Raw genomic sequence first — 22,387 nt, 5'->3', positions numbered from 1 at the left:
AGAGATGAAATGTGCAATTGTAACAGGTGGTTCCAGAGGTATAGGAAGGGCAATCTGTATAAAACTGGCTGAGGAGAAAAATTATCATATACTGATCAACTATACTTCTAATGAAGAGGCAGCAAAGGAAACATTGGCAAAAGTTGAAGAACTTGGAGCCACTGGAGAAATTCTTAAGTTTGATGTGGGAAATGCCGAAGAAACCCTTAAGGTTTTAGGGGATTGGCAGGAAAGTAATGCCGATGCATTGGTTGAAGTGATCGTAAATAATGCAGGGATTACCAGAGACGGTCTGTTTATGTGGATGAAGAACGAAGACTGGAATAGTGTAATTAATACCAGTTTAAATGGTTTTTTCAATGTTACGAATTTTTTCATTCAGAAATTGTTGCGTAACAAATATGGCAGGATTATAAATATGGTTTCAGTTTCCGGTGTTAAAGGAACTGCCGGACAAACCAATTATTCCGCTGCAAAAGGAGCCTTAGTGGGTGCAACAAAAGCACTTGCGCAGGAGGTTGCCAAAAGAAATATCACGGTAAATGCAGTAGCTCCGGGATTTATAAGAACAGATATGACACAGGAGTTTAATGAAGATGAATTAAAGGCAATGATTCCTGCAAACAGATTTGGGGAGGCTGAAGAAGTGGCTGATCTGGTTGCATTTCTGGCTTCACGAAAATCCTCCTATATTACAGGAGAAGTGATTAATATTAATGGTGGTATTTATTCATAATCAATAGCATAAGAAAGATGGAAAATAGGGTTGTGATTACCGGAATGGGAATTTATTCTTGCATCGGAACTTCTTTAGAAGAGGTGAAAGAGTCCCTATATCAAGGCAAATCAGGGATCGTTCTGGAAAAGGAAAGAAAGGAATTCGGATACAGATCAGGGTTAACAGGACAAGTTCCTAAACCGGACCTTAAAGGTCTTCTGAACAGAAGACAGCGTGTAAGCATGGGAGAAGAAAGTGAATATGCTTATCTTGCTACAGTAGACGCCTTAAAACAGGCTCAGGTCAGCGATAGTTTTCTTGAAGATCATGAAGTAGGTATTTTGTATGGGAACGATAGCGTATCTCAGGCTGTAGTGGAAGCGATTGATATTGCCAGGGAAAAGAAGGATACTACATTGATGGGATCAGGTGCCATTTTCAAGTCTATGAACTCTACGGTGACCATGAACCTATCTACGATTTTTAAACTCAAAGGAATTAACCTTACCATCAGCGCAGCTTGTGCAAGCGGATCACATTCTCTGGGGCTTGCTTATCTGATGATCAAAAGCGGTCTGCAAGACATGATTGTTTGCGGCGGAGCTCAGGAGACCAATAAATACTCAATGGCCAGTTTTGATGGGCTGGGTGTTTTCTCTGTAAAGGAAGACGAACCTGAAAAGGCATCAAGACCTTTCGATTCTGCACGTGACGGATTGATCCCGAGTGGAGGAGCGGCGACCTTAATCGTCGAAAGCCTTGAATCTGCCCAAAGGAGGGGAGTTCCTGTTTTAGGCGAGATTATAGGATATGGTTTTTCTTCAAACGGGGGACATATTTCTACTCCTAATGTAGATGGTCCTGCTTTAGCAATGGACAGAGCTCTAAAACAATCTGGATTAAGTGCTAAAGATATAGACTATATCAATGCACACGCTACATCTACTCCGATAGGAGATGCTAATGAAGCACGTGCGATCTACGAGATTTTTGGCAGCGAAGTTCCGGTAAGCTCTACAAAATCAATGACAGGACATGAATGTTGGATGGCGGGAGCCAGCGAAGTGATTTATTCGATGCTGATGATGGAGAATGGTTTTGTAGCTCCGAACATCAATCTTGAAAATCCCGATGAAGAGGCAAAAAGGATAAATTTGGTATCTAAAACAAAAAATCAAAAAATTGACGTATTTTTGTCGAATTCTTTTGGGTTTGGGGGAACCAATTCGGCATTAATTGTAAAAAAATTTGATTAAAAAAGATGGAAAGAGAAAAAATTGTTGCTATCGTTAATGATTTTTTAGTAAATGAATTTGAGGTAGATGGCGATGAGATAAACAAAGACGCTAACCTTAAAACAACTTTAGGTTTAGACAGTTTAGATTATATTGACATGGTTGTCATTATTGAGGCTAACTTCGGAGTGAAGTTAGGCGAAGCCGATTTTAAAAAGATGGTCACATTTGATGACTTCTACAACACTATTGAAAACAAAATAGCTAACAAAAACGCATAAACTATCGACTGAACTTTATTTTTTATTATAAAAATCAGGCAGATCAAAAATGAACAAGTGGAAAGGTAAGTCTAAAGGAACAATATCAGGATATAAGATATTTGTTTACTGTATTAGAAATATCGGCATCAGAAGTTCATATTTTGTGCTTTATTTTGTAGCAACCTATTACTTTCTGTTTCTAAGAAAGAGTAATCAGTATATCTTTTATTACTTCAACAAAAGATTAAAGTATAATTTCTGGAAGTCAAAAATCGCTGTATTTAAAAGTTACTTTACTTTTGGAAAGGTTCTTATCGATAAGACAGCCATATCGGTTGGCTTAAGGGATCGGTTTACCTACGAATTTGATGGGATCCAGAATCTTAAGGACCTTCTTAATGAAAAAAAAGGCGGCGTACTTATCAGTGCTCATATCGGAAATTTTGAAATCGCGGAACATTTTTTTGCAGATATTGATTTCGATTGCCAGATTAATTTAGTGACTACGGATCAGGAAGTTACAGCCATTAAAGAATATATGGACAGTATTGCTGTTAAAAAAAGCAATATCAAATTTATTTACGTTAAAGATGATATGTCCCATATTTTCGATATCAATACCGCCTTATCTAAAAATGAGTTGATTTGCTTTACAGGAGATCGCTACTTTGAAGGCTCTAAATTCCTGGAAACCGAATTGCTGGGGAAAAGTGCCAAGTTTCCGGCAGGCCCGTTTCTTATTGCTTCCAGGTTAGGAGTGCCTGTGGTGTACGTTTATGTTATGAAAGAAAAGAATCTCCATTACCATTTATATGCAAGGGTTGCACACGTAAAAAAACGGGACGCTCAGGGGTTATTAAACTCTTATGTCGAGAATCTGGAGAATATGATTAAAAAATATCCGCTGCAATGGTTCAATTATTTTGATTTCTGGGATGATATTAATTAATTTTCTATACTTTTAAGGCATAAAAACTAACAATAACTCCAACTGCTAAGATTTCTTTAGAAGTTTAGATCAATGAAGCTTACTGTATTTGTTTTTGTCCTTGCATAATCTTAATGCAAGGAAGAAGCAAAAATAAATACGTCCGCTTAATAATTTAACCTCTGAATTTCTTAGCTTTAAAGAAATGAGACGCTACTTTTGAAAAAAGAATATGACATACTTGTAATCGGCAGCGGTTTAGGAGGTCTTGTTTCGGCTTTGATTTTAGCGAAAGAAGGTCTTAAGGTATGTGTATTGGAGAAAAACAATCAGTACGGAGGTAATCTACAGACCTTTTCCCGTAATAAACTTATTTTCGATACCGGTGTTCATTATCTTGGAGGGCTTTCAAAAGGCCAGAACCTGAACCGTTTTTTTTCCTATCTGGAAATTATGGATGATCTGGAAATCCATCAAATGGATCTAAACGGATTTGATAAAATAACTTTTGACGGAGATGATACAGAATATCCTCATGCGCAGGGTTATGAGAACTTTGTTTTTCAATTATCCCGTTTCTTTCCTCATGAAAAAGAAAACCTTGAAAGATACTGTGAGGGAGTACAATACGTCTGTAATCATTTCCCCAGATATAATGTGGTTGGAAAAGATCATTACAATGAGGAGATCCTTCACCTCAATACCCGGAGATTCATAGAATCAATTACTTCTGATAAGAAGCTGCAGGCCATATTATTAGGGTCTAATTTTCTGTATGGCGGAGATTCTGAAAATACCCCGTTTTATGTGCATGCACTTACCGTTAATTCCTGTATTCAGAGTGCTTATAAATGTGTGAAAGGAGGAAGCCAGATCTCCAAGTTGCTCATCCGCAAATTACGGGAATATGGTGCAGATGTTCACAAGCATTCTGAAGTCTCTGAAATGATCTTTAATGAGGATGTTTTGGTAGCCGTAAGGACTAAAACGGGTAAGGAATATGCTGCTAAAAAGTTTATTTCCAACATGGAAATCCGTTCTACTCTAAAGCTGATCAACGAGAAAAGACTAAGAAAATCTTTTCTTAACAGGGTTTTAAGCTGGGAACCTATTTCTTCCTGCTTCAGTGTCTATATTGTTCTGAAGCCGGGAATTATATCCTATTTTAATCACAACATCTACCATTATTCTTGCAGTGAACAGGTTTGGAATGCTTATCAGTATAAGAATGAAACCTGGCCTGAGACGTATATGCTAAGCTCCACGCCATCGAAGCATCATCCTGAATTTGCAGAAAGTATGACAGCAATTACTTATATGGATTTTGATGAGGTGAAAAAATGGGAGAAAACAGTCAATACAGTAACGGATGAGCATGAAAGAGGGAAAGAATATGAAAAGTTCAAGCAGGAAAAAGCCAACAGGATGATTGATGCGCTGGAAAAGAAAATTCCGGATCTCAGACAATCGATTAAACATATATACACCTCATCACCGCTTTCTTATCGTGATTATATAGGAAGTTTTGAAGGAAATATGTACGGATATATAAAAAGTTCTGAAACCCCATTGAAAACAATGGTTTCACCAAGGACTAAAATTGATAATCTTTTTTTAACCGGACAGACTGTTAATATGCATGGTATTTTAGGCGTGACCATAGGTGCTTTTAATACCTGTGCCGAGATTTTAGGGAAAGGACTTATTGATGATCGTTTGAAAAAAATGGATACAAAGAGTGACAAAGAGAGTTAATTTCAGGTTTTCAATTCGGGATGATAGAAAGTGGAATGAGGGTTTTCAATCTTCCTTTTCTATCTTACGTATTGTTGATATCTGTAAGATAGTATGCTCGCTCTTATGCACTATTACGCTCGTCTCATGTGGTATTCAAAAATCCATACATCATCTTCCTGAAGTAAAACAATATGCTTTGGAAGTTCCCAAAGTTGAAAGGATTAACGATTCTACCTTTAGTTTTAATCAGAATTATTTAACGAAGAACCGGCAGCAGCTTTGGGAATTGTATATCAAGGGAAATCCTTTACAGCTGGGATACAATAATGGTGCATTGACGAAAGACCTGATGCAGAAGCAGGAAGCCATTTTTTTCTCTAAGGTAGAAGGATTTGTACCATCCAATTTTAAGCAAAAATTACTACGAGGATTTCTAAAATGGTATAACAGGAAGATGTACCTGAATGTAAGGGAAGATTATCAGGCTGAACTATACGGATTGTCCCGTTATTCCTCTGATCAGTACAACTTTATTGCTCCAAGGTATTTAAGAAGCCTATACCTTCATGGAGCTCATGATATTGGCCACGCCATGCAGGATCTTGCTTTGGTGGGATGCAGCTCCCTGGCAGTTTGGAATGATAATACGGAAGATGGAGACCTGCTGATTGGTAGAAATTTTGATTTTTATGTTGGAGACGATTTTGCAAAAAATAAGCTTGTAGAATTTATAGAACCTGAAGAAGGTATTCCCTATATGTCTGTCAGCTGGCCCGGAATGATCGGGGTGGTTTCCGGAATGAATAAAGAAGGAATCACGGTGACCATCAACGCAGGGAAATCCAAAATTCCCTTAACCGCAAAAACCCCAATATCTCTTGTAACCAGGGAGATTTTGCAGTATGCTAAAAATATTGACGAAGCCATTGCTATTGCTAAGAAAAGAAAGGTTTTCGTTTCAGAATCTATATTGGTAGGAAGCGCCAATGATAAAAATGCAGTGATAATTGAAGTTTCTCCCAACAACTTTGGAGTTTACCGGGTTCAGAATTCAAGTCGTATTGTTTGTACCAATCATTTTCAATCCGAGTCTTATAAAGATGATAAGAAAAACAGAAAACATATTCTGGAAAGCCATTCAGGATATCGATATGAAAAACTTCAGGAGCTTCTTCAGGAGAACAAAAAATTAAATCCTGAAAAGATGGCTTCGATTCTCAGGGACAGATCAGGTTTAAAAGGTGAAAAGATAGGATATGGAAATGAAAAAGCCCTTAACCAGCTGCTGGCTCATCATGCCGTTATATTTTCACCTCAGAAGAAATTAGTCTGGGTTTCTTCTAATCCTTATCAGTTGGGCGAATTTGTTTGTTATGATTTAAACAGGATATTTTCCGCAGATCGTTTGAAATCCGGAGAGTTTGCTGTTTCCAGCCTCAATATATCTAAAGATCCTTTCTTAGACTCCCGGGAATTTAAAAATTATGAAGAATACAAAAAGCTTCATAACAAGATAGATGATGCTTCAGAACGTACGGGAGAAATGCTGTCAGAAGATTGGATCCGGCATTATCAATCCTTAAACCCAGATTTCTGGCTTGTTTATTACCAGGCGGGGAAGTACTATCTCAGTAAGAAAGACTTTTATAAGGCAAAGGCAGCTTTCGAAAAAGCTCTGACGAAAGAAATCACAACTGTCCCGGACAAAAGGAAAGTTGAAAAATATCTGAGAAAATCCGATAGAAAATTGAATTAAGACTGTTCTATTTAAAACCTTCCCATTCCCTTTAATACTATTGAATATTTAGTGATCATATTTTATCTGATTTTTATTGGGGATAAAAATATATGTGTTTGTGGGATTGCTTGTATTCTCAGTTATTTTATTGAGTAATTTGTTTTATTTAGGGCAATTTGTTTTATTATTTTAATTAAAAATTACTTTTAAGTGAAAAATATTTTAAAACATTTGAATTTATTAATTATATTCGTTTGTTTAAAATTAATAAATGAATGAAGAAAATCTATTTTTTATTTCTTTTGTCCTTTCTTATTATGTACTCCTGTAAAGATGAGAGAATCGAAGGAATAGGCGTTGAAAATCCCCGTGTTAATTTCGATATTAATGCTATTCCCTATGCAAAATTATCTACTTATTCTTTTTTCACCGGCGAATTGAAGAACCTGGTTCCGGCACCCAAAGTAATACCTTATGAACCTGCCAGTTCGCTTTTTACAGATTATGCTTTAAAGAAAAGATTTATCTGGATGCCGAAAGGTACAAAAGCTACTTTTGATGGTGATAGCAAAACATTGGACTTTCCTGTTGGCACTGTATTGATAAAAAGTTTTTATTACAATACCATACAGCCCGGTAATACAACGAAAATTCTGGAAACGAGATTAATGATAAGAAAATCCAGTGGATGGATATTTGCCGAATATTTATGGAATGATAACCAGACAGAAGCCAACCTCGTATCCGGAAACGATTTTACCAGCGGAAGCTCCAAAAATATTACATTTAAAAAGAAAATAATGAAATCCTGAATATTGACTACAGAATTCCATCGGAATCGGAATGTTATGCATGTCACAAATTAGACAATAAGCCTGTCCCTATTGGGGTAAAGCCCCAGAATTTAAATACAACATACAATTACCCTGGAGGAGTTAAAAATCAATTGCAAAAACTGGTTGACGAGGGTTACCTAGTCAGCTATCCTGCAAACATCGTTTCTACAGTGAATTATAAAGATACGAGTAAACCTGTGGATATCCGGTTACGATCCTATCTGGATATTAATTGTGCTCACTGCCATCAGCAGAATGCACGTTGTGATTATCGGGCTATCCGATTGAGCTTTAACCAGACTACAAACCTTACCAATATGGGAGTTTGTGTACTGGCAGATGAACCGATAGATGCCTCATTGGAAAGAATTATAACACCTGGAAATCATAACAAATCAGTGATGAGCTTCAGACTTTCTTCTGTAGATGAAAGTAAGAGAATGCCTTTGCTGGGGAGAACGATTGTGCATGATGAAGGGGTTGCCCTCTTAAATCAATGGATCAATTCTTTGAACCAAAACTGTCCCTAAAAACTAAACAACCTGAAGAAAACATGAGAAAAAATTTATCCCTTTTTATTTTGTTATTCAATATAACCTGGGGAATTGCACAATTAACGTGTGCTTCTGCATTGAATGTGGTGCTGGGAACAAATACAGCACCTGTAATTACCGGAACTGCAGCTACTACGGCATGTAATATCGGACTGCCTGGTACGGCCGGGTTATGGTACAAATATACCGCGACCCAGGATAGGAGTGTTACCGTCTCAACAGTCATTACAGGACAAAATGTTGATACCCGGGAGATTATATTTAAAGGCACCTGCGGAGCATTGACCTGTGTAACGGCGAATGATGATTTTTTAGGAAACGCTTCTCAGGTAACATTTACAGCACAGGCCGGCACAACATATTATATTGTTTTTGATAATAAGTGGTCCAGTTCAGGATTCAATTTCACGGTATCTGAAACGGCTCCGCTTGTCAACAGGGTGTCTTTTACCCCGCAGTCCGGTAATGTTTATGGTACTTATAATAATTGTGTAGTAGATATGAACGGGGATTATCTGGATGATATTGTATCGGTTTTGAGTAACACGCAGATTGCAATCTCCTACCAGCAGCCGGGAGGAACTTTTAATCCGGTTACCTATAACGTTCCCAACACCACAGTTACCCCTAGCTGGAGCATAGCAGCTGGAGACTATGACAATAACGGATTTAATGATCTGATATATGGTTCGGGAAATGGCATTTGTTTTTTAAAGGCCAATGCAGATGGAACAGGGTACACTTCTGACAGAAAACCCCAAACATTCCTGACACAGCGTACCAATTTTATAGATATTAATAAAGATGGAAAGCTTGATGCTTTTGTATGTGATGATAATGCGCCGAACCGGTTCTATTTGAATGATGGTACTAATATGAACCATAACCAGGGAGGATTGGGAGATTTTCCTTCAGGAGGTAATTATGGTTCTATCTGGATTGATTATGATAATGACGGAGATATGGATCTTTATATTGCAAAATGCAGTGGTGGAGGTTCAGGGCCAGGAGGAAACGTAGATGAGCTGCACCGGAATAATGGTGATGGAACGTTTACGAATGTGGCAGTGGCGGCTAATATGGCGAATCCTACACAGACATGGTCCTCTGCATGGGGGGATTTTAATAACGATGGCTGGATGGATGCTATCATAGGGATAAACTCTACCTCAAACGGGTTGAGCAGAGTCATGAAAAATAATGGTAACGGTACCTTTACTGATGTATCTGTAGGCTCCGGATATGATATTATAAGCAATCTAAGCAGGGAATATGTGGCCTATGATTTTGATAATGACGGATTTCTAGATGTATTGGGAGCTGGAAATACAATTATGTTTGGCAATGGAAACTTCCAATTCACTCCTAACCTTAATCCTTATAGTCTTGACTTTAACAAGCGTCCAATAGGTGATCTGAATAACGATGGTTTCCTGGACATTCAAAGTGGACAAACGATCATGATTAATGACGGAAATTCTAATCACTGGTTAAAAGTGACATTGAGGGGAACCCAGAGTAACAGAAATGGAATCGGGGCAAGAGTTGAGATTTACGGAGAATGGGGTAAACAGATTCGGGATGTGCAAAGTGGGGTAGGTTTTATGAATATGAATACTCTTAATGTTCATTTTGGAATCGGGCAAGCAACAACGATCGGAAAAGTGGTCGTAAAATGGCCTTCCGGATTGGTAGATGTTATTAGTAATGTTACCCCGGATACAACATTGCATGTTGTGGAAGGAACACATCTTGATGTGAAGGAAGTGCAAAATACACAAGAACTGCTGACAGTTTATCCTAATCCGAGTGCGGACCTTTTAAATTTCAAATCCAACGCCGATTTCGTTCCGGTGGAGGCCAGATTATTTGATGCAAGCGGTAGAATAGCTTTGCAGACAAAAGTTGAAAGAAATACAATATCGATTAAACAGCTGAACACAGGTACTTATATTCTTGTGTTATTAGATAAGAATGGCAAATTATATTCGCAGAAAGTAACTAAAAAATAGTACTACAATCAATTAATAACTTCAAACTGCAAAGTCGAAAGGCTATGCAGTTTTTTATTTAAAATACTATATTGCAGGCTCAAAATAATATTACATTATTCTGAGTATAAGTAAAAACGATTCAATGATTTCGAAGAAGATTAAAATCTTATTTAGTATTCCTTTTATTATTATTGTGTGCTACACTTGTTATTTAATAAGTGTATATGATTCCATTCCCGAGATTATCCCTATCCACGGATATGGGAAAAATACAGATGGATTTGGCAGCAAAATGTTTTTATTTTTTCCCATCATTCTTAACCTGATCCTGTTGTTGTTTATCTGGTGGATTATCAAAAGTCCTCATAAAATTAATTTTTCCTTTGAAATAAAAGAGGACGAGAAAGCCAGGACCTATGCAACAGCTCAAATGGTGTTGGTTATCGTTTCGATATTTATCACTGTTATATTAACCCTATTGTTATTTTCAGGGGTTGTATTTAAATAAATTAATTATTCAGGATTTACTTTATTAAGAAAAAGATAGACTGCAGCACCTGAAATAGCAGATGTTATACTTGCAAGGATCATACTGCCGATAACATATTGAAGGAGGTTATTCTTTACCAGATCGAAATTTAATTCCTGGTTAAAAACATTGCTTTCACCATGTACGAAAGGAGCACCGATAAATAAAGAGATTGCAATGATAAAAGGAATAAAGGGAGGTAAGCTTATATTGGATGCGACAAAAGCCAGCACCTTATTTAATTTAAATAATACTGATAAGGAAATAACAAGCAGTGTCTGAAATCCCCAAAAAGGTGACAGTCCGATAAATACACCTAATGCAACGGAAAAAGCTTTCGTTCTGTTACTGCCATCACTTTCAAGCACATCCTCTTTAATGAACTTTTTGAGACTTTTCTTACGGAAATTATTAATAAAATTTCTTGGAATAATGTAGAAAAGGGTAATCGTAACAAGAATGGTATTCAGGATACTTATCCGGGTAAAATCTTTAAATGGCCTGAAATGAGAAACCCTTTCTGCAGGGTCATATAGAACCTTAACAGGAACATTCTTTACAGGAATATGCCGCCATGCAGATCTTACAATAACTTCAATCTCAAACTCAAATTTTGGGGTAAAATATTTCTTGGGGATCTTTAGTAATGGATACAGACGGTAGCCAGATTGGGTATCTTCTAATTTAATACCAGTTTCAAACCAAAACCAGAAATTAGAAAACCTGTTTCCAAAGCTGCTTTTCTTAGGAATTCCGTCTTGAGACATATTTCGGTTACCGATGAGCAAAACATCTTCTTTTTCTTTGATAAGGGCTTCTGTAAAAACCGGTATGTCATCCGGGTAATGCTGGCCATCAGAATCTATTGTTATAGCATAATGAAATCCTGATTCTTTTGCTTTTCTGAAACCTGTTCTTAAGCCGTTTCCTTTACCTTTATTTTCCTGAAGTGTAATGACTGTAATTTGCGGATAGCCGTTCAGTATCTGAGCTGTGGAATCCGTGGATCCGTCATTGACCACAATAATGTTTGAAGTATATTCTAAAACACCATCAATAACTCTTGCCAGTGTTCTTTCATTGTTGTAGGTGGGAATTAAAATACAGATTTTCTTTTCGGAAATTGTATTTTGTACTTCAGGAAGGGTCATTGTTTTATTTTAATGAAGCTTTGTCTGCTGGAGTAAAAGTTTTAGACTGCGCTGCAAATCTCTGAATATAGCTTTTTAAAGCCTGATTCTGCTTGCTGTAATTGTTCAGAATGAATAATTTATCATCTTTTAAACTGGAATGGTATCCTACAATTTTAGGAATATTTTCCTGAACGCTCAGGCGGATCACTCTCAATTCAATATTGTTAGGATTATTTTTAATAATACTTTCAAGACTTGTTGCTCCTGTTTTTACAAAAGATTTTCTCTTTCCTTTTTCAGTGGTTACCTTGGCTTCCATAATTTGTGCAGCTGCTTTATAACCGGAAATAACGGGATCAGTTGAAGACTGTTTTTCCGCGATATTGATAAAGGACTGAGTATTGGCGTTCGATTGATTGGCTTTCGCATAGCTGTTTCTCAATGACTCCAGATCAGAGGACTGAAAGAAAAATGTAAATACGGCTACCAGCGATAAGATGAATTTCATAATTTCTATCTTTTATAATGTACAGACATCTTTAATGCAATAGTCTCGCCAAATAAAGTCGTGTTCTTTACTTTAATCTCATCTTCTCCTTCATTAATATCGAGCTGTACAGTAAGGTCGGGTGTTTCAAAAGGATTAATGATGGCCATAAACTTCACATTGGAAGCTGTTTTTAAGAACAACTTTGAACCGGTGATCTCTTCTGTAAGTTCTTTTACAATTTGCATCATGCACACTCCGGGCGTAACCGGATTTCCCGGGAAGTGTCCCTTAAAAATTTCGTGATCACTGTTTAATCTGATATGGGCAACGAAGCTTCCGTTTTCCGCTTTGTCGTACGATTTTAGAGTATAAAAGTCTGTAAGAATGGTTTGCATCTGTTACTCGGTTTCTGTTATTTGAACTAACTTTATATTGATCTTGAAATCTTTATGTTGAAGATTGATACTATCCGCGAATATATGTTTTTTTGCTTCAAAACTAAAATCGATTTTTGCTTTATTATTCCTTGTATACATGATCTGATGAAGCAAGCCGTCCTTTTTATCAAAAAACAGATAATACTTGTTGTGGTCTTCCTGAGAGACAAAAATCTTTGACTGATCATTTTCAAAACTTTCCTGTACCGGATAGGTCTGCTTCAGAAGATGTTGAAAATCATTCTTCAGGAAGTTTTTTACGATTTTCTTATCGAGATCAGGAATGATATAATTGATTTTGAAATCTTGATCTGAAATTTCAAAATCAATAAGCTTATTCCCAAAATCTGATGTCAATGCCACGCGATGTGTCGTTTCGTTGATCCTTTTTATGATAAGAATTCCACTCACGTGATTTTTATAAATATCGATCTGGCATTTATACACATAATCTTCTTTTGAAGAAAAATATAAGTTCTCAACAGATTTCTCAGTTCCTGGTGCAGGTTTTACATCATTAAGCTGATAGGTCTTACAGGATAAGAAAAACAGTAGAAGAGTACTATAAAGAAAACTCTGATGCAGAAATCGGGGCATTGATCTTTGTGTTTTTGAAAACTATATTCGTCGTATCTCCCGATGCTTCCAGCATATTGACCTGGGCAACGGTGGATTCATTTTTAGGAAAATATAACTCGATCTGTTTGATGTACTTCAGGAGCTGAGCAGATTTAGGAGTAAATTTTGCAATATTGTAAGCAGAGCTTTTGAAGTAGGTGACGATGAATTCGGGATCACTAAACATTTTTCCATTGGAGCTTCCTACAATAAGTTTGTTAATTTTTTCAAATGTTTTACTTTTTGCATCAACAGAGGATTTCTTCCCCTGATCATTGATAAAGATTTTATTTTCCTTAAAAACAATGCTGTATTGATAAGGCTTGGTGTATTTCCAGCTTAGCATATTGGGCGATTTAAGAGACATCTTACCATAGGTGACAATGTTCTTATCCAGGAAATCCATTTTTTTGGTTTGGGTAAAGTCGCTCTGCAACGTTTTGATTTGTTGTGTTTCAGATGATACCTTCATTACAAACGCCTTTGCCTCGTTTCCTGTCATTGCTGTGTTTTGAGCAAAAAAGAAACCTGAAACCAATAAAAATGCTCCGAAAGCAATATTTTTAATCATTTTTTATTTGATTTTATAATTGAATCAATAGTAAAAGCAGAATACTTTTTATTCTTCAAAAATAGCAATAAATCTACCAAAACACGATAGGTCTTTTCTGAAGTGTCATGGAGAAGCACAATGCTGCCGGGTTTTATTTTAGATGTAATCCTTTTGTAGATTTTCCTTTCATCTTCTATAACGGTGTCCAGCGATCGTACATTCCAGCCGATACTTATTTTTCCGCTTCTTTTAATTGCTTTAGCTATGGAAGGATTGGTCACTCCAAATGGAGGCCTGTATAATACGGTTGTGGTGTTTCCCACAGAGGCAATTATTTCATCACATTTTGTTATTTCATCAGTCATTTTTGCTGTCGGTAGAAAACCCGTTGAGTTAGAATGGGTATACGTATGGTTTCCAATGTTATGACCTTCGGCAATAATCCTTTTGAACGTATCAGGATATTTCTCAATTTGTTTTCCAATACAAAAAAATGTTGCTTTGATGTGATGTTCCTGAAGCAGATCTAAAAATTGAGGTGTAAACTCAGTCGGTCCGTCATCAAAAGTAAGGGCAACCTCTTTAACTTTTGTTTTTTTATGGGTAATGCTATTCACAAAATAGCCCAGCTTAATATCAAAGGAACCCCAAACCACAAATGCCGAAAAAAGCAAAAAGCAGAATACATATACCCAAAAGCTCCCGTGAAATGCATAAATAAATACATTACAGAATATATAAAACAGGATCATTGAATAATGCTTCATTGTATTGTTTTTTTGAATTTCCAATCTAAAATTTTTCATCCGGGGTTTGACACAGCAGAACGAAAAATCTAAAAAATTGAGAACATACCAGATGTTACCCGCTTACAATTTAACGATTTTGAAATGTAAAGATTAAAAATTCCGTCCTTTTATCCTATCATACCTTTTCTAACAATACCAAACTATGATCATTTCCTAAAAGATGATTATACAAAAGCACATTTTTAATCGCATTCTTTTTTATAGAATTGATCATCATGATCTCCGGGATTTGTTGATTTTTCAGAATATGACATGCCATAAATGTTGAAAAACCACTTGCCGTATTGTATTCTCCGCTTAAATGTTTATAATATAGCAATGCTGATTCAGGAAACAGGTTCATTGCTGTTTTATAATACGTATCCGATTCCTGATCGCCACTGAATCCTAAAATTACGGCATCAATATCGGTAAGAGAAAGATTATTCTTCACGAGAAAAGCTTCAATAAATCTTTCGGTTTCCTGCTGTTCAAGTTTATTGGTTATTTGAATGTCCCTGATCTGGGCATAAGAATTTTCCGCCTTATTTTTTCCAATGACAAAAAAGCTTGAACCTTCACCCCATAGTACACCTTTTGTTGTTGATGTTAAAAAATCAACAGGAAAATGTTCGGTTTTTTTAATGATGTGGCGGAGTTGGTAAAGTTCCATTGTTCTTTCGGTCTGTTCATCCGTACAGCCAACAAGTATATTTTCAGCCTCATCATCGGTAAGCTGAAGTTTGGCATCTAGTAGGGAAAACTCTAGAGCTGAAGAAGTATTGACATAAGTAAAATTATAAGCGTGGCATTGTAGAGCCAAAGCAATCTGGCCGGCTACGGTATTGTGCGTCGACTGAATAAAATAGGTTGGAGTTAAAAACTCCTCCTGATTGTCGATTACATTTTTTAAGAATTTTTCAGAATCCTGAGAACAGCCCATTCCGGTTCCTACAATAATGGCATCCGGTTTTTCTATTCCAGCTTCTTTCAAGGCATAGTGAGATGCGACCGAGCTCATTTTTACCGTTTTAGACATCCTCCTGATCATTGCTGCGGGAATGAATTCTTTATATGCCGGTTCTATTGCCTTTACAATTGGTATAGAGTTTTCAGGTTTGAACTGACCAAAAAAATCTTCAGCTAATGTATCCTGTACCGAAATACATGAAGCTCCATTGATATACACTGAACTCATGGCTTAGAGAAAATTAGTGTTGAACAATTTCCTCCGAATCCGAATGAGTTGGATAAGACATGGTTGATATTTTTTTTCCTAAGTTCAGTAACCGGAACCAGGTTGAATTCTTCCATAGGAGTTTTAAAATTCAAATTCGGAAATATAATGCCGTGCTGAATGGCTAAAATGGAATAAACTGCTTCTATTCCTGCCGCAGCGGCTAATGTATGTCCTGTAAAAGCTTTGGTGGAGCTGAATTCGGGAACATTTCCTTCTCCGAAAATACGGATCATTGCAATTCCTTCCGACAGGTCATTATTGGGAGTGGCTGTTCCATGAACATTGATGTAGTTAATTTCCTCTTTGTTGATTCCGGAAACCTTTAATGCCTGCTGCATCGCAAGATAGGCACCTTGTCCGTTTTCAGACGACGCGGTTTGATGATGGGCATCATTTGCATTTCCATAACCTGAAAGATAGGCAAGAACCTTTTTATTCTCTTTTTTTACAACTTCATCAGACTCCAGCACCAGAAAAGCTGCTGCTTCACCTAGATTCAATCCTTTTCTGTTCTGGTCGAAAGGAGTATTATAAGAATCAGTAAGAATCATTAGGGTATTAAACCCATTGAGTGTAAATTTGGATAAAGAATCTGTTCCGCCTACGATCACACGATCCAGCACCCCATTTTTAATAAGCTTAGCTCCCATCATGATCGCATTCGCTGCCGATGAGCATGCGGTACTTATTGTTGATACCATTCCTTTTAAGCCCAGATAATCTGCAATGGCTAAAGAGGAGTTTCCTGCATCATGAGCATCAATATATTTTTGCTTTTCAGGAAAGTCTTCATAGTTGTAGAAATACTTTTCAGTAATATCCATTCCTCCGACACTAGTCGAGGAAATCAGGCCTGTTCTGAAGGCATTGATATCGGAAATTCCTGCATTTTCTACAGCTTCTTTTGCAGCAATCATTCCCAATAAAGAGGTTCTTGTAACATTGTTGTCTTCATTCAGCTGAAGGTGTTGTACAAGTTCTTCATTAGACTGTTTTATTTCACCTGTTTTAATGTATCCTGCATGGCGGGTTTCAAACATTTGGATGTCCGAAATGCCATGCCGGCCTGTTGTCAGCGAAATAAAATTTTCTTCCACGTTGTTGCCAACGGAAGAAATGATGCCCATTCCTGTTATGGCAATTTTATGACCCATTAATTATTTTGTTCTGTTTTCTTCGATGAATTTTGCCATCGTATCGATAGATTGAAAAATTTCTTTTCCTTTCTTTGGATCAGCTAATTTTATTCCATAATCCTTATCCAGAAGAACAATCAGTTCTAACGCATCAATAGAGTCTAATCCTAAACCACCACCAAATAACGGGTCTGTGTCTTTGATTTCCTCAACAGCTACATCTTCAAGGTTAAGAACTTCTATAATTTTGTGTTTTAATTCTAATTTTAAATCTTCCATAATTATTATTTTAAGGTAACCCTATAACAATGTGCCAGATTACCAATGATATTTTATAATGCGAGCAAATATACAAAAGCTTTATAACTTTCCTGATATAGTTCCACCCAGCCACACAATACATTTTCTGCTTTTCCCGACTTCAGTAATTGCTGGGCATAATTGTTTAAAAAATTTTCATCAAATTCGTCTAAAATGAAAAAAGCATTTTCAGTCTGCATTTTATGTCGGATGCTTATTTCTCCTACACAAATGTTAGGCAATGTATACACAAAGACCGCAGGGCTGGGAAAATAATTCTCGTTGGAATTGATGCTTTCCTGATATTTAAAGTCCGTATCCAGGCTTGATGATTTATTGGCAAAAACCAAAGCGGTTTTGCTGTTATCCTGATCTTTCAGAAGCATTTCTGCGGCTAAAAAAGCAAGTTTGCTTAGCGGATCCATTTTATGGAACTTAGGATAATTAAGATCAAGGTTCTTGTAGGCTTCTTTAGCAAACTCCTGAAATGTTGTTTCCTTATTTGAGAAGACCATATTCCCGTTCATGGTAATTGTAGAGTTTTCTATAGTGCAAACAGCTGTTTTCTTCATCTTATCCGGTTTAACATTTTTCTAAAACAATTGCAGCATTACATCCTCCAAAACCTGAAGCGGTTTTTAAAATATATTTAATTTCTGAGTGTTGCTGTTCTTTTATAATATGCAGAGGTTGGGAGACACCCATCTCTTTAAAGTTTTTGGAGGGAAGAAGGGTATTGTGTAAAGCGCTTTCCATTGAAATGATACTTTCTAATAATCCCGATGCACCAAGACAATGTCCGTAAAACCCCTTCATACTATTCAAAGGGACATGTTGAAGCTCCATTCTGTTAAAAGCAACAGCTTCCATTTCATCATTATACAGGGTTGCTGTTCCGTGTGCAGAGATAAAATCAATATCAGTGGCAGCTACTTTAGCCTCTGTCATGGCATTCCTGATACTTTTATACAGTCCGTCTCCTGTTCTTGAAGGACCTGAAATATGGTTAGCGTCATTAATAGCAGAATCTCCGAGAATTTTAAACCTAAACTGATCAGGAGAAATTGCCCAGGAAGTTATATATACCGCTGCCGCAGCCTCTCCGATATTGATCCCGTTTCGATTTTTGTCATAAGGCTGGCAAGGTTCTTTTGCCAGAGCCTGAAAAGAGTTAAAACCGGAGATAACAAACTCCGTGATTTCATCACCTGCAATGACAAAAGCATCTTTATAATTTCCCGATTGAATCAGGTTTTTAGCTACGCCAATAGCCATCACTCCTGAAACACAGGCGTTAGAAACAACAATGGGCTTTGATTTAAATCCAAAAAAATCAGCGATCTTTTGTGCCAAGACAGAAAGAAATGCCCCCTCTGGTAAAGAAGATTGATTCTTTAGTAAGCTCACATTTCCCTTTGTGGTAGATAATATAAAAGCTGTTTCTGTAGTAATGTCGTGCCTTTCTATTAAAGGTTTTAAGCACAACAGGAACATTTTTTCCAATCGGGTGAAATTCTGGTCGGGAAAATGACTGTTGAATTCCGCATTTAATTTTTCCGTATCCACCATTGAAGCATATACTGCTTCCTGGTTCTCTAAAATTGGATGCTGGGCAACTCCGGACTGGTTTTGCAACAGAGCATGCCAATTGTCATTGAGGTTCATACCCAGCGGAGTGACGCAGTTATAATCAGTTATGTAGATCTCCTTCATCATGACAATTTCATTTTATCTTTCCATTTCTGAAAGAAGTCGGGATTATAGAGGCATAAATTTCCGTCATTATCTAAAAATACCTGAATGGTCTCGCCTTTGCAAACCAGTTTATTATCCTGATTGAATATTTCATAAGTAAAGATCAGTTTTGCCGCAACCGAATTCACAAAAGTAGTTTCTATCCTGAAGATTTCTCCGTATTTTAAGGGAAGAAAATGCTCGCAGGTGCTTTTTACAATAGGAGTAAGGTAACCGGCATTCTGGATGTCGAGATACGAAAGTCCGTGCTCCCTTCCAAAAGCTTCCCTTCCGTCTTCAAAATAGACAATATAATGACCATGCCAGACAATTCCCAAAGGATCTGTTTCATTGAATCTTACTCTGACTTGTTCAGAAAAGGTAATATTTTTTTCTTTAGACTGCATTTTTTTTCCTTTCGTAAAAAATAGAAATTGTGACCATAGCGATATAAAATAAAAATAATAAAATAAGCTCTTTCGCTATATCGGTGATTCCACTGTTTCTTAAAATAATATCGTAATATGCATTAAGTCCCCAGTTCATGGGTGAGAACTTGGCCATATGCTGCATAAATTCAGGCATCAGGAACACGGGAACCCAGATTCCACCAATAGCAGCCAATACAACAACAGATGTTGCGCCAAAAGGCGCAGACTGTTCCTGAGTATCTGCAATGGTTCCCAATAAAACCCCAAACCCAATAGCGGCAAGCCCGGCAAATAAAGTAACCACAATAAGGTGGAACATTTTTCCCGACACATCGAAAGCCGGAAGATTCATGTATGGGAAAAGGTATATACCTACAGCAACCATCAGTAAAAACTGAATCATACAAATGATCAGATAAGTACATGTTTTACCGAGAATATGAATATAATAAGGTGTTGGACTCACTCTGGCTCTAACACTGGTGCCCTGGCTTTTTTCTTTAACCAGATTGATGGAAAGAGGGACTACAATGAAAAAGATAGCAAATAATGTCCATGCAGGAACGTTATGCTGAACAGAATTCGGGATTATCTCCACATTGCCTTTCGATGGAGTGATCTCTTTAAAGCTGATGAGATTCTTGTTTTCCTCCAGGTTTTCTGTTGTTCCGAGCTGATTCTGGAAAGCTTTGTAAATTTTTTTATTTTCAATCTCAAAGATCATTTTATTCACAGAATTCATCACGGAGTTTTTGAAGCCTGCATTGGTTGCAGGATCAAAATATAAATGAATATCTTTTGTCTTTGGAGCTGTTTTTTTTACAGCTGCGGAGTCAGTTTCCAGTCCGAAAGAACTTACGATCGTCTGAACTTTGGATTCTATATTTGAATTCAGGTTTTTGGTTAAGTCTTCAGGAATGACAATGGCCATCTGATATTCGCCCGAAAAAACGGCGTCCCGGGCGGACTTTTCGTTGTAATGGGTCAGAAGCTGAAATGTCTTGCTGTTTTCCAGTTCCTTTTTTATATTTTGAGAAACGTCAGACTTGTCTTTATCGATAAAAATGATTGGTATTTTGGATCCTTCCAGATTTTTAAAAGTCGAATCCTGAATCAATGTGATAGTAACGATAAGCAGCAAAGGCATCACAAAAATAATAACGATCCCTCCGATATCCCTTTTTAATAAAAGGATTTCTTTAATAAAACTTCTCCACAATTTATACAACAACATCTCTTAGTTCTTTTCCGGTTAATGAAATGAAAACGTCTTCCAGATTTTCGGCGGAAGCTATCTGTGCAACAAGCTCCTCCGGGGTCCCTGTAGCATGGATCTTCCCTCTGTCGATAATGGCAATTTTTGTACAAAATTCCTCGGCTTCTGAAAGATGGTGGGAGGTATAAATAATACAGGTTCCGTTTTTATTGAGTTCCTGAAGGAAATCAATGATCACTTTTTTGGATTGTACATCTACTCCTACGGTAGGCTCATCCAGGAAAAGGACTTTAGGATTGTGAAGTGTTCCTGCAATAAGATTACAACGACGTTTCATACCTCCTGAAAATTGTTCTACCTTTTTATTGGCAAATTTTGATAATCCCATAATTTCGAGGGATTCATCAATGCTTTTATGAAGTGCTTTATGCTTGAGCCCATATAAGCTTCCAAAGAATAACAAATTCTCTTTTGCAGTAAGGGTAGGATAAAGAGCATATTCCTGAGGAACTATTCCAATGATCTGCTTTATTTTAAAACTGTTTTTCTGTGGTGAAAGACCATTAATGGTAAACTGGCCGGAAGTGGGCTTGATCAGTCCCGAAAGCATGGAAATGAGGGTCGTTTTTCCCGCACCGTTTGGCCCAAGAATTCCATAGATTTCGTTTTTGTCGATATTTAAAGAAATATCATTGACAGAAAACTCATCAGAGTTCTTGTATTTTTTATAAAGATTTTTAATTTCAATAATATGCTCTGCCATATCAGATTGCTTTTCTTAGTTTTTTATAGAAAGCTTCTTCCAGATCTGCTATATGAAGCATTGATTTCGAAAGTTCCTGATAAATATTGCTTTTTGAATTCCTGTTTTTATAAACGCGGGCAATATCCACAGCAAAGTCTCTCCATAGATCACCTATGGCTGTAATTTCTTTTGACAACTCCCTTAATTGATCATTCTTAAGAATTTCTGCTGCTTCTTGTAAAAAAGCTCCGTAAATAAATCTGAATCCGCCACCACCGGTTCCTATTTCTTCCTGCATTCTTATTAATTGCCCCAAATAATGGTTGGTCACTTTCGTTCCTTTTTTCTCGGCCCATTTGGGAATACTTTTCGCGACCCATCTCATGGCTTTTACTCCTATGAGAGGCACGGGAGCAAGCATATTTTTACAGGTGTCTTTAATCCCTTTTTTTATGGCTTCTTCCAAATGGATGTTTTCCGGGATATAAACGGGATAATACATATGTCCTTTTGGTGGTAATGCTCCCTTTGCATATCTTACTTTTTCGAGTTCAGCTTCAGATAATGTGGTTACGTAATCCATTACAGGATCACTGATCAGAAACCTTCCGTCTTCCTTTCCGTAAACGACAAGATTATGCGCATTAAAATGAAATTTATATTCTTCCGGGAAATACGTAAGGTTAAAAACCCCGACCTGAAGTCCTGTAGGGATATTGTTCTCTAAGTTTTTTTCTAATGCTACCTGGGCATCTTTAGGATTTGAGAATTTTTGTCTTTTAATTTTAATACCCAATCTTTTTGCTGCTTTGCTGAAAATAGCACCTGGCATCGGACGATAGCTAAAGCCCGGTGCAAAGTTTACTTTTAGGAAAGGCAGATACACAAAAAATAACCCCGAACCTATTCCGAAAATCATAGGTTCGCTTAATTTTATACCTTTATAGAGTAATAAATTAGAGGCAACACCGTTTTCGCAATGAGCGGTTTGGTGGTGTTCAAAATTCAATTTCATCCTTATATTTTTTTATTTC

The 22,387-nt window shown here is 36.9% G+C and carries 25 protein-coding genes; 10 read left to right on the top strand and 15 right to left on the bottom strand.

Annotation, left to right across the window (positions count from 1 at the left end; translation table 11 throughout):
- Positions 1-4: 4 nt before the first annotated feature.
- From fabG to MTQ00_RS14380, 10 genes are all read left to right on the top strand, one after another.
- Positions 5-736: a 3-oxoacyl-ACP reductase FabG gene (fabG, locus tag MTQ00_RS14425; RefSeq protein WP_273649931.1), complete on the top strand. Its 732-nt coding sequence runs from the start codon at positions 5-7 to the stop codon at positions 734-736.
- Between the two features lie 17 nt (positions 737-753).
- Positions 754-1,974: a beta-ketoacyl-[acyl-carrier-protein] synthase family protein gene (locus tag MTQ00_RS14420; RefSeq protein WP_172281151.1), complete on the top strand. Its 1,221-nt coding sequence runs from the start codon at positions 754-756 to the stop codon at positions 1,972-1,974.
- Between the two features lie 5 nt (positions 1,975-1,979).
- Positions 1,980-2,234: an acyl carrier protein gene (locus MTQ00_RS14415; RefSeq protein WP_172281149.1), complete on the top strand. Its 255-nt coding sequence runs from the start codon at positions 1,980-1,982 to the stop codon at positions 2,232-2,234.
- A gap of 49 nt (positions 2,235-2,283) precedes the next feature.
- Positions 2,284-3,165: an LpxL/LpxP family acyltransferase gene (locus tag MTQ00_RS14410; RefSeq protein ID WP_273649927.1), complete on the top strand. Its 882-nt coding sequence runs from the start codon at positions 2,284-2,286 to the stop codon at positions 3,163-3,165.
- 198 nt (positions 3,166-3,363) lie between these two features.
- Positions 3,364-4,899, top strand: coding sequence for a phytoene desaturase family protein (locus MTQ00_RS14405; RefSeq protein ID WP_273649926.1), 1,536 nt, complete (start codon positions 3,364-3,366; stop codon positions 4,897-4,899).
- Between the two features lie 70 nt (positions 4,900-4,969).
- A complete protein-coding gene (locus MTQ00_RS14400) occupies positions 4,970-6,637 on the top strand; it encodes a C45 family autoproteolytic acyltransferase/hydolase (RefSeq protein WP_273651066.1) in 1,668 nt (555 codons plus the stop codon).
- Positions 6,638-6,894: 257 nt separating this feature from the next.
- Positions 6,895-7,431 (top strand): hypothetical protein, encoded by a 537-nt coding sequence (locus MTQ00_RS14395; RefSeq protein ID WP_273649924.1) that lies wholly within the window; start codon positions 6,895-6,897, stop codon positions 7,429-7,431.
- Positions 7,432-7,565: 134 nt separating this feature from the next.
- On the top strand, positions 7,566-7,985 hold the full coding sequence (locus MTQ00_RS14390) for a hypothetical protein (protein WP_273649922.1): 420 nt from the start codon (positions 7,566-7,568) through the stop codon (positions 7,983-7,985).
- A 23-nt stretch (positions 7,986-8,008) separates the two neighbouring features.
- Positions 8,009-10,021, top strand: a complete 2,013-nt coding sequence (locus tag MTQ00_RS14385; protein ID WP_273649921.1) for an FG-GAP-like repeat-containing protein — start codon at positions 8,009-8,011, stop codon at positions 10,019-10,021.
- Between the two features lie 124 nt (positions 10,022-10,145).
- Positions 10,146-10,511: a hypothetical protein gene (locus MTQ00_RS14380; RefSeq protein WP_273649919.1), complete on the top strand. Its 366-nt coding sequence runs from the start codon at positions 10,146-10,148 to the stop codon at positions 10,509-10,511.
- A gap of 5 nt (positions 10,512-10,516) precedes the next feature.
- Here MTQ00_RS14380 and MTQ00_RS14375 read toward each other — a convergent pair whose 3' ends face one another.
- From MTQ00_RS14375 to MTQ00_RS14305, 15 genes are all read right to left on the bottom strand, one after another.
- Entirely contained in the window at positions 10,517-11,683 is a 1,167-nt protein-coding gene (locus MTQ00_RS14375) for a DUF2062 domain-containing protein (RefSeq protein ID WP_273649917.1), read from the bottom strand.
- A gap of 4 nt (positions 11,684-11,687) precedes the next feature.
- Positions 11,688-12,173, bottom strand: coding sequence for a hypothetical protein (locus MTQ00_RS14370; protein WP_273649915.1), 486 nt, complete (start codon positions 12,171-12,173; stop codon positions 11,688-11,690).
- A 5-nt stretch (positions 12,174-12,178) separates the two neighbouring features.
- The gene (locus MTQ00_RS14365; protein ID WP_172281131.1) at positions 12,179-12,550 is read right to left on the bottom strand and encodes a 3-hydroxyacyl-ACP dehydratase; all 372 of its coding nucleotides are present in this window, start codon (positions 12,548-12,550) and stop codon (positions 12,179-12,181) included.
- Positions 12,551-12,553: 3 nt separating this feature from the next.
- Positions 12,554-13,189, bottom strand: a complete 636-nt coding sequence (locus tag MTQ00_RS14360; protein WP_273649912.1) for a hypothetical protein — start codon at positions 13,187-13,189, stop codon at positions 12,554-12,556.
- Positions 13,155-13,781, bottom strand: a complete 627-nt coding sequence (locus MTQ00_RS14355) for a LolA family protein (protein WP_273649910.1) — start codon at positions 13,779-13,781, stop codon at positions 13,155-13,157. Before MTQ00_RS14355 ends, MTQ00_RS14360 begins: the two co-directional genes overlap by 35 nt.
- Positions 13,778-14,530, bottom strand: a complete 753-nt coding sequence (locus MTQ00_RS14350) for a polysaccharide deacetylase family protein (RefSeq protein ID WP_273649909.1) — start codon at positions 14,528-14,530, stop codon at positions 13,778-13,780. Before MTQ00_RS14350 ends, MTQ00_RS14355 begins: the two co-directional genes overlap by 4 nt.
- 157 nt (positions 14,531-14,687) lie before the next feature.
- Entirely contained in the window at positions 14,688-15,749 is a 1,062-nt protein-coding gene (locus MTQ00_RS14345) for a beta-ketoacyl synthase chain length factor (protein WP_273649907.1), read from the bottom strand.
- Complete coding sequence (locus MTQ00_RS14340) at positions 15,746-16,945, bottom strand: beta-ketoacyl-[acyl-carrier-protein] synthase family protein (protein ID WP_273649905.1); 1,200 nt, start codon at positions 16,943-16,945, stop codon at positions 15,746-15,748. The genes MTQ00_RS14345 and MTQ00_RS14340 overlap by 4 nt, the downstream gene beginning before the upstream one ends.
- Positions 16,946-16,948: 3 nt before the next feature.
- Positions 16,949-17,206 (bottom strand): phosphopantetheine-binding protein, encoded by a 258-nt coding sequence (locus MTQ00_RS14335; RefSeq protein ID WP_172281119.1) that lies wholly within the window; start codon positions 17,204-17,206, stop codon positions 16,949-16,951.
- A 53-nt stretch (positions 17,207-17,259) separates the two neighbouring features.
- Entirely contained in the window at positions 17,260-17,799 is a 540-nt protein-coding gene (locus tag MTQ00_RS14330) for a 3-oxoacyl-ACP synthase (RefSeq protein WP_273649903.1), read from the bottom strand.
- Positions 17,800-17,809: 10 nt separating this feature from the next.
- Complete coding sequence (locus tag MTQ00_RS14325) at positions 17,810-18,943, bottom strand: beta-ketoacyl synthase N-terminal-like domain-containing protein (RefSeq protein ID WP_273649901.1); 1,134 nt, start codon at positions 18,941-18,943, stop codon at positions 17,810-17,812.
- Complete coding sequence (locus MTQ00_RS14320; protein ID WP_273649899.1) at positions 18,940-19,368, bottom strand: acyl-CoA thioesterase; 429 nt, start codon at positions 19,366-19,368, stop codon at positions 18,940-18,942. The genes MTQ00_RS14325 and MTQ00_RS14320 overlap by 4 nt, the downstream gene beginning before the upstream one ends.
- Positions 19,358-20,626, bottom strand: a complete 1,269-nt coding sequence (locus tag MTQ00_RS14315; protein WP_273649897.1) for an ABC transporter permease — start codon at positions 20,624-20,626, stop codon at positions 19,358-19,360. Before MTQ00_RS14315 ends, MTQ00_RS14320 begins: the two co-directional genes overlap by 11 nt.
- A complete protein-coding gene (locus tag MTQ00_RS14310; RefSeq protein WP_172281109.1) occupies positions 20,613-21,371 on the bottom strand; it encodes an ABC transporter ATP-binding protein in 759 nt (252 codons plus the stop codon). The genes MTQ00_RS14315 and MTQ00_RS14310 overlap by 14 nt, the downstream gene beginning before the upstream one ends.
- 1 nt (position 21,372) lies before the next feature.
- The gene (locus MTQ00_RS14305) at positions 21,373-22,368 is read right to left on the bottom strand and encodes a BtrH N-terminal domain-containing protein (RefSeq protein ID WP_172281107.1); all 996 of its coding nucleotides are present in this window, start codon (positions 22,366-22,368) and stop codon (positions 21,373-21,375) included.
- Positions 22,369-22,387 lie beyond the last annotated feature (19 nt).

Origin of the sequence: Chryseobacterium sp. B21-037 (assembly GCF_028570785.1) — a bacterium.
GTDB lineage: Bacteria > Bacteroidota > Bacteroidia > Flavobacteriales > Weeksellaceae > Chryseobacterium > Chryseobacterium proteolyticum.
This window is presented reverse-complemented; position numbering and strand designations above follow the sequence as displayed.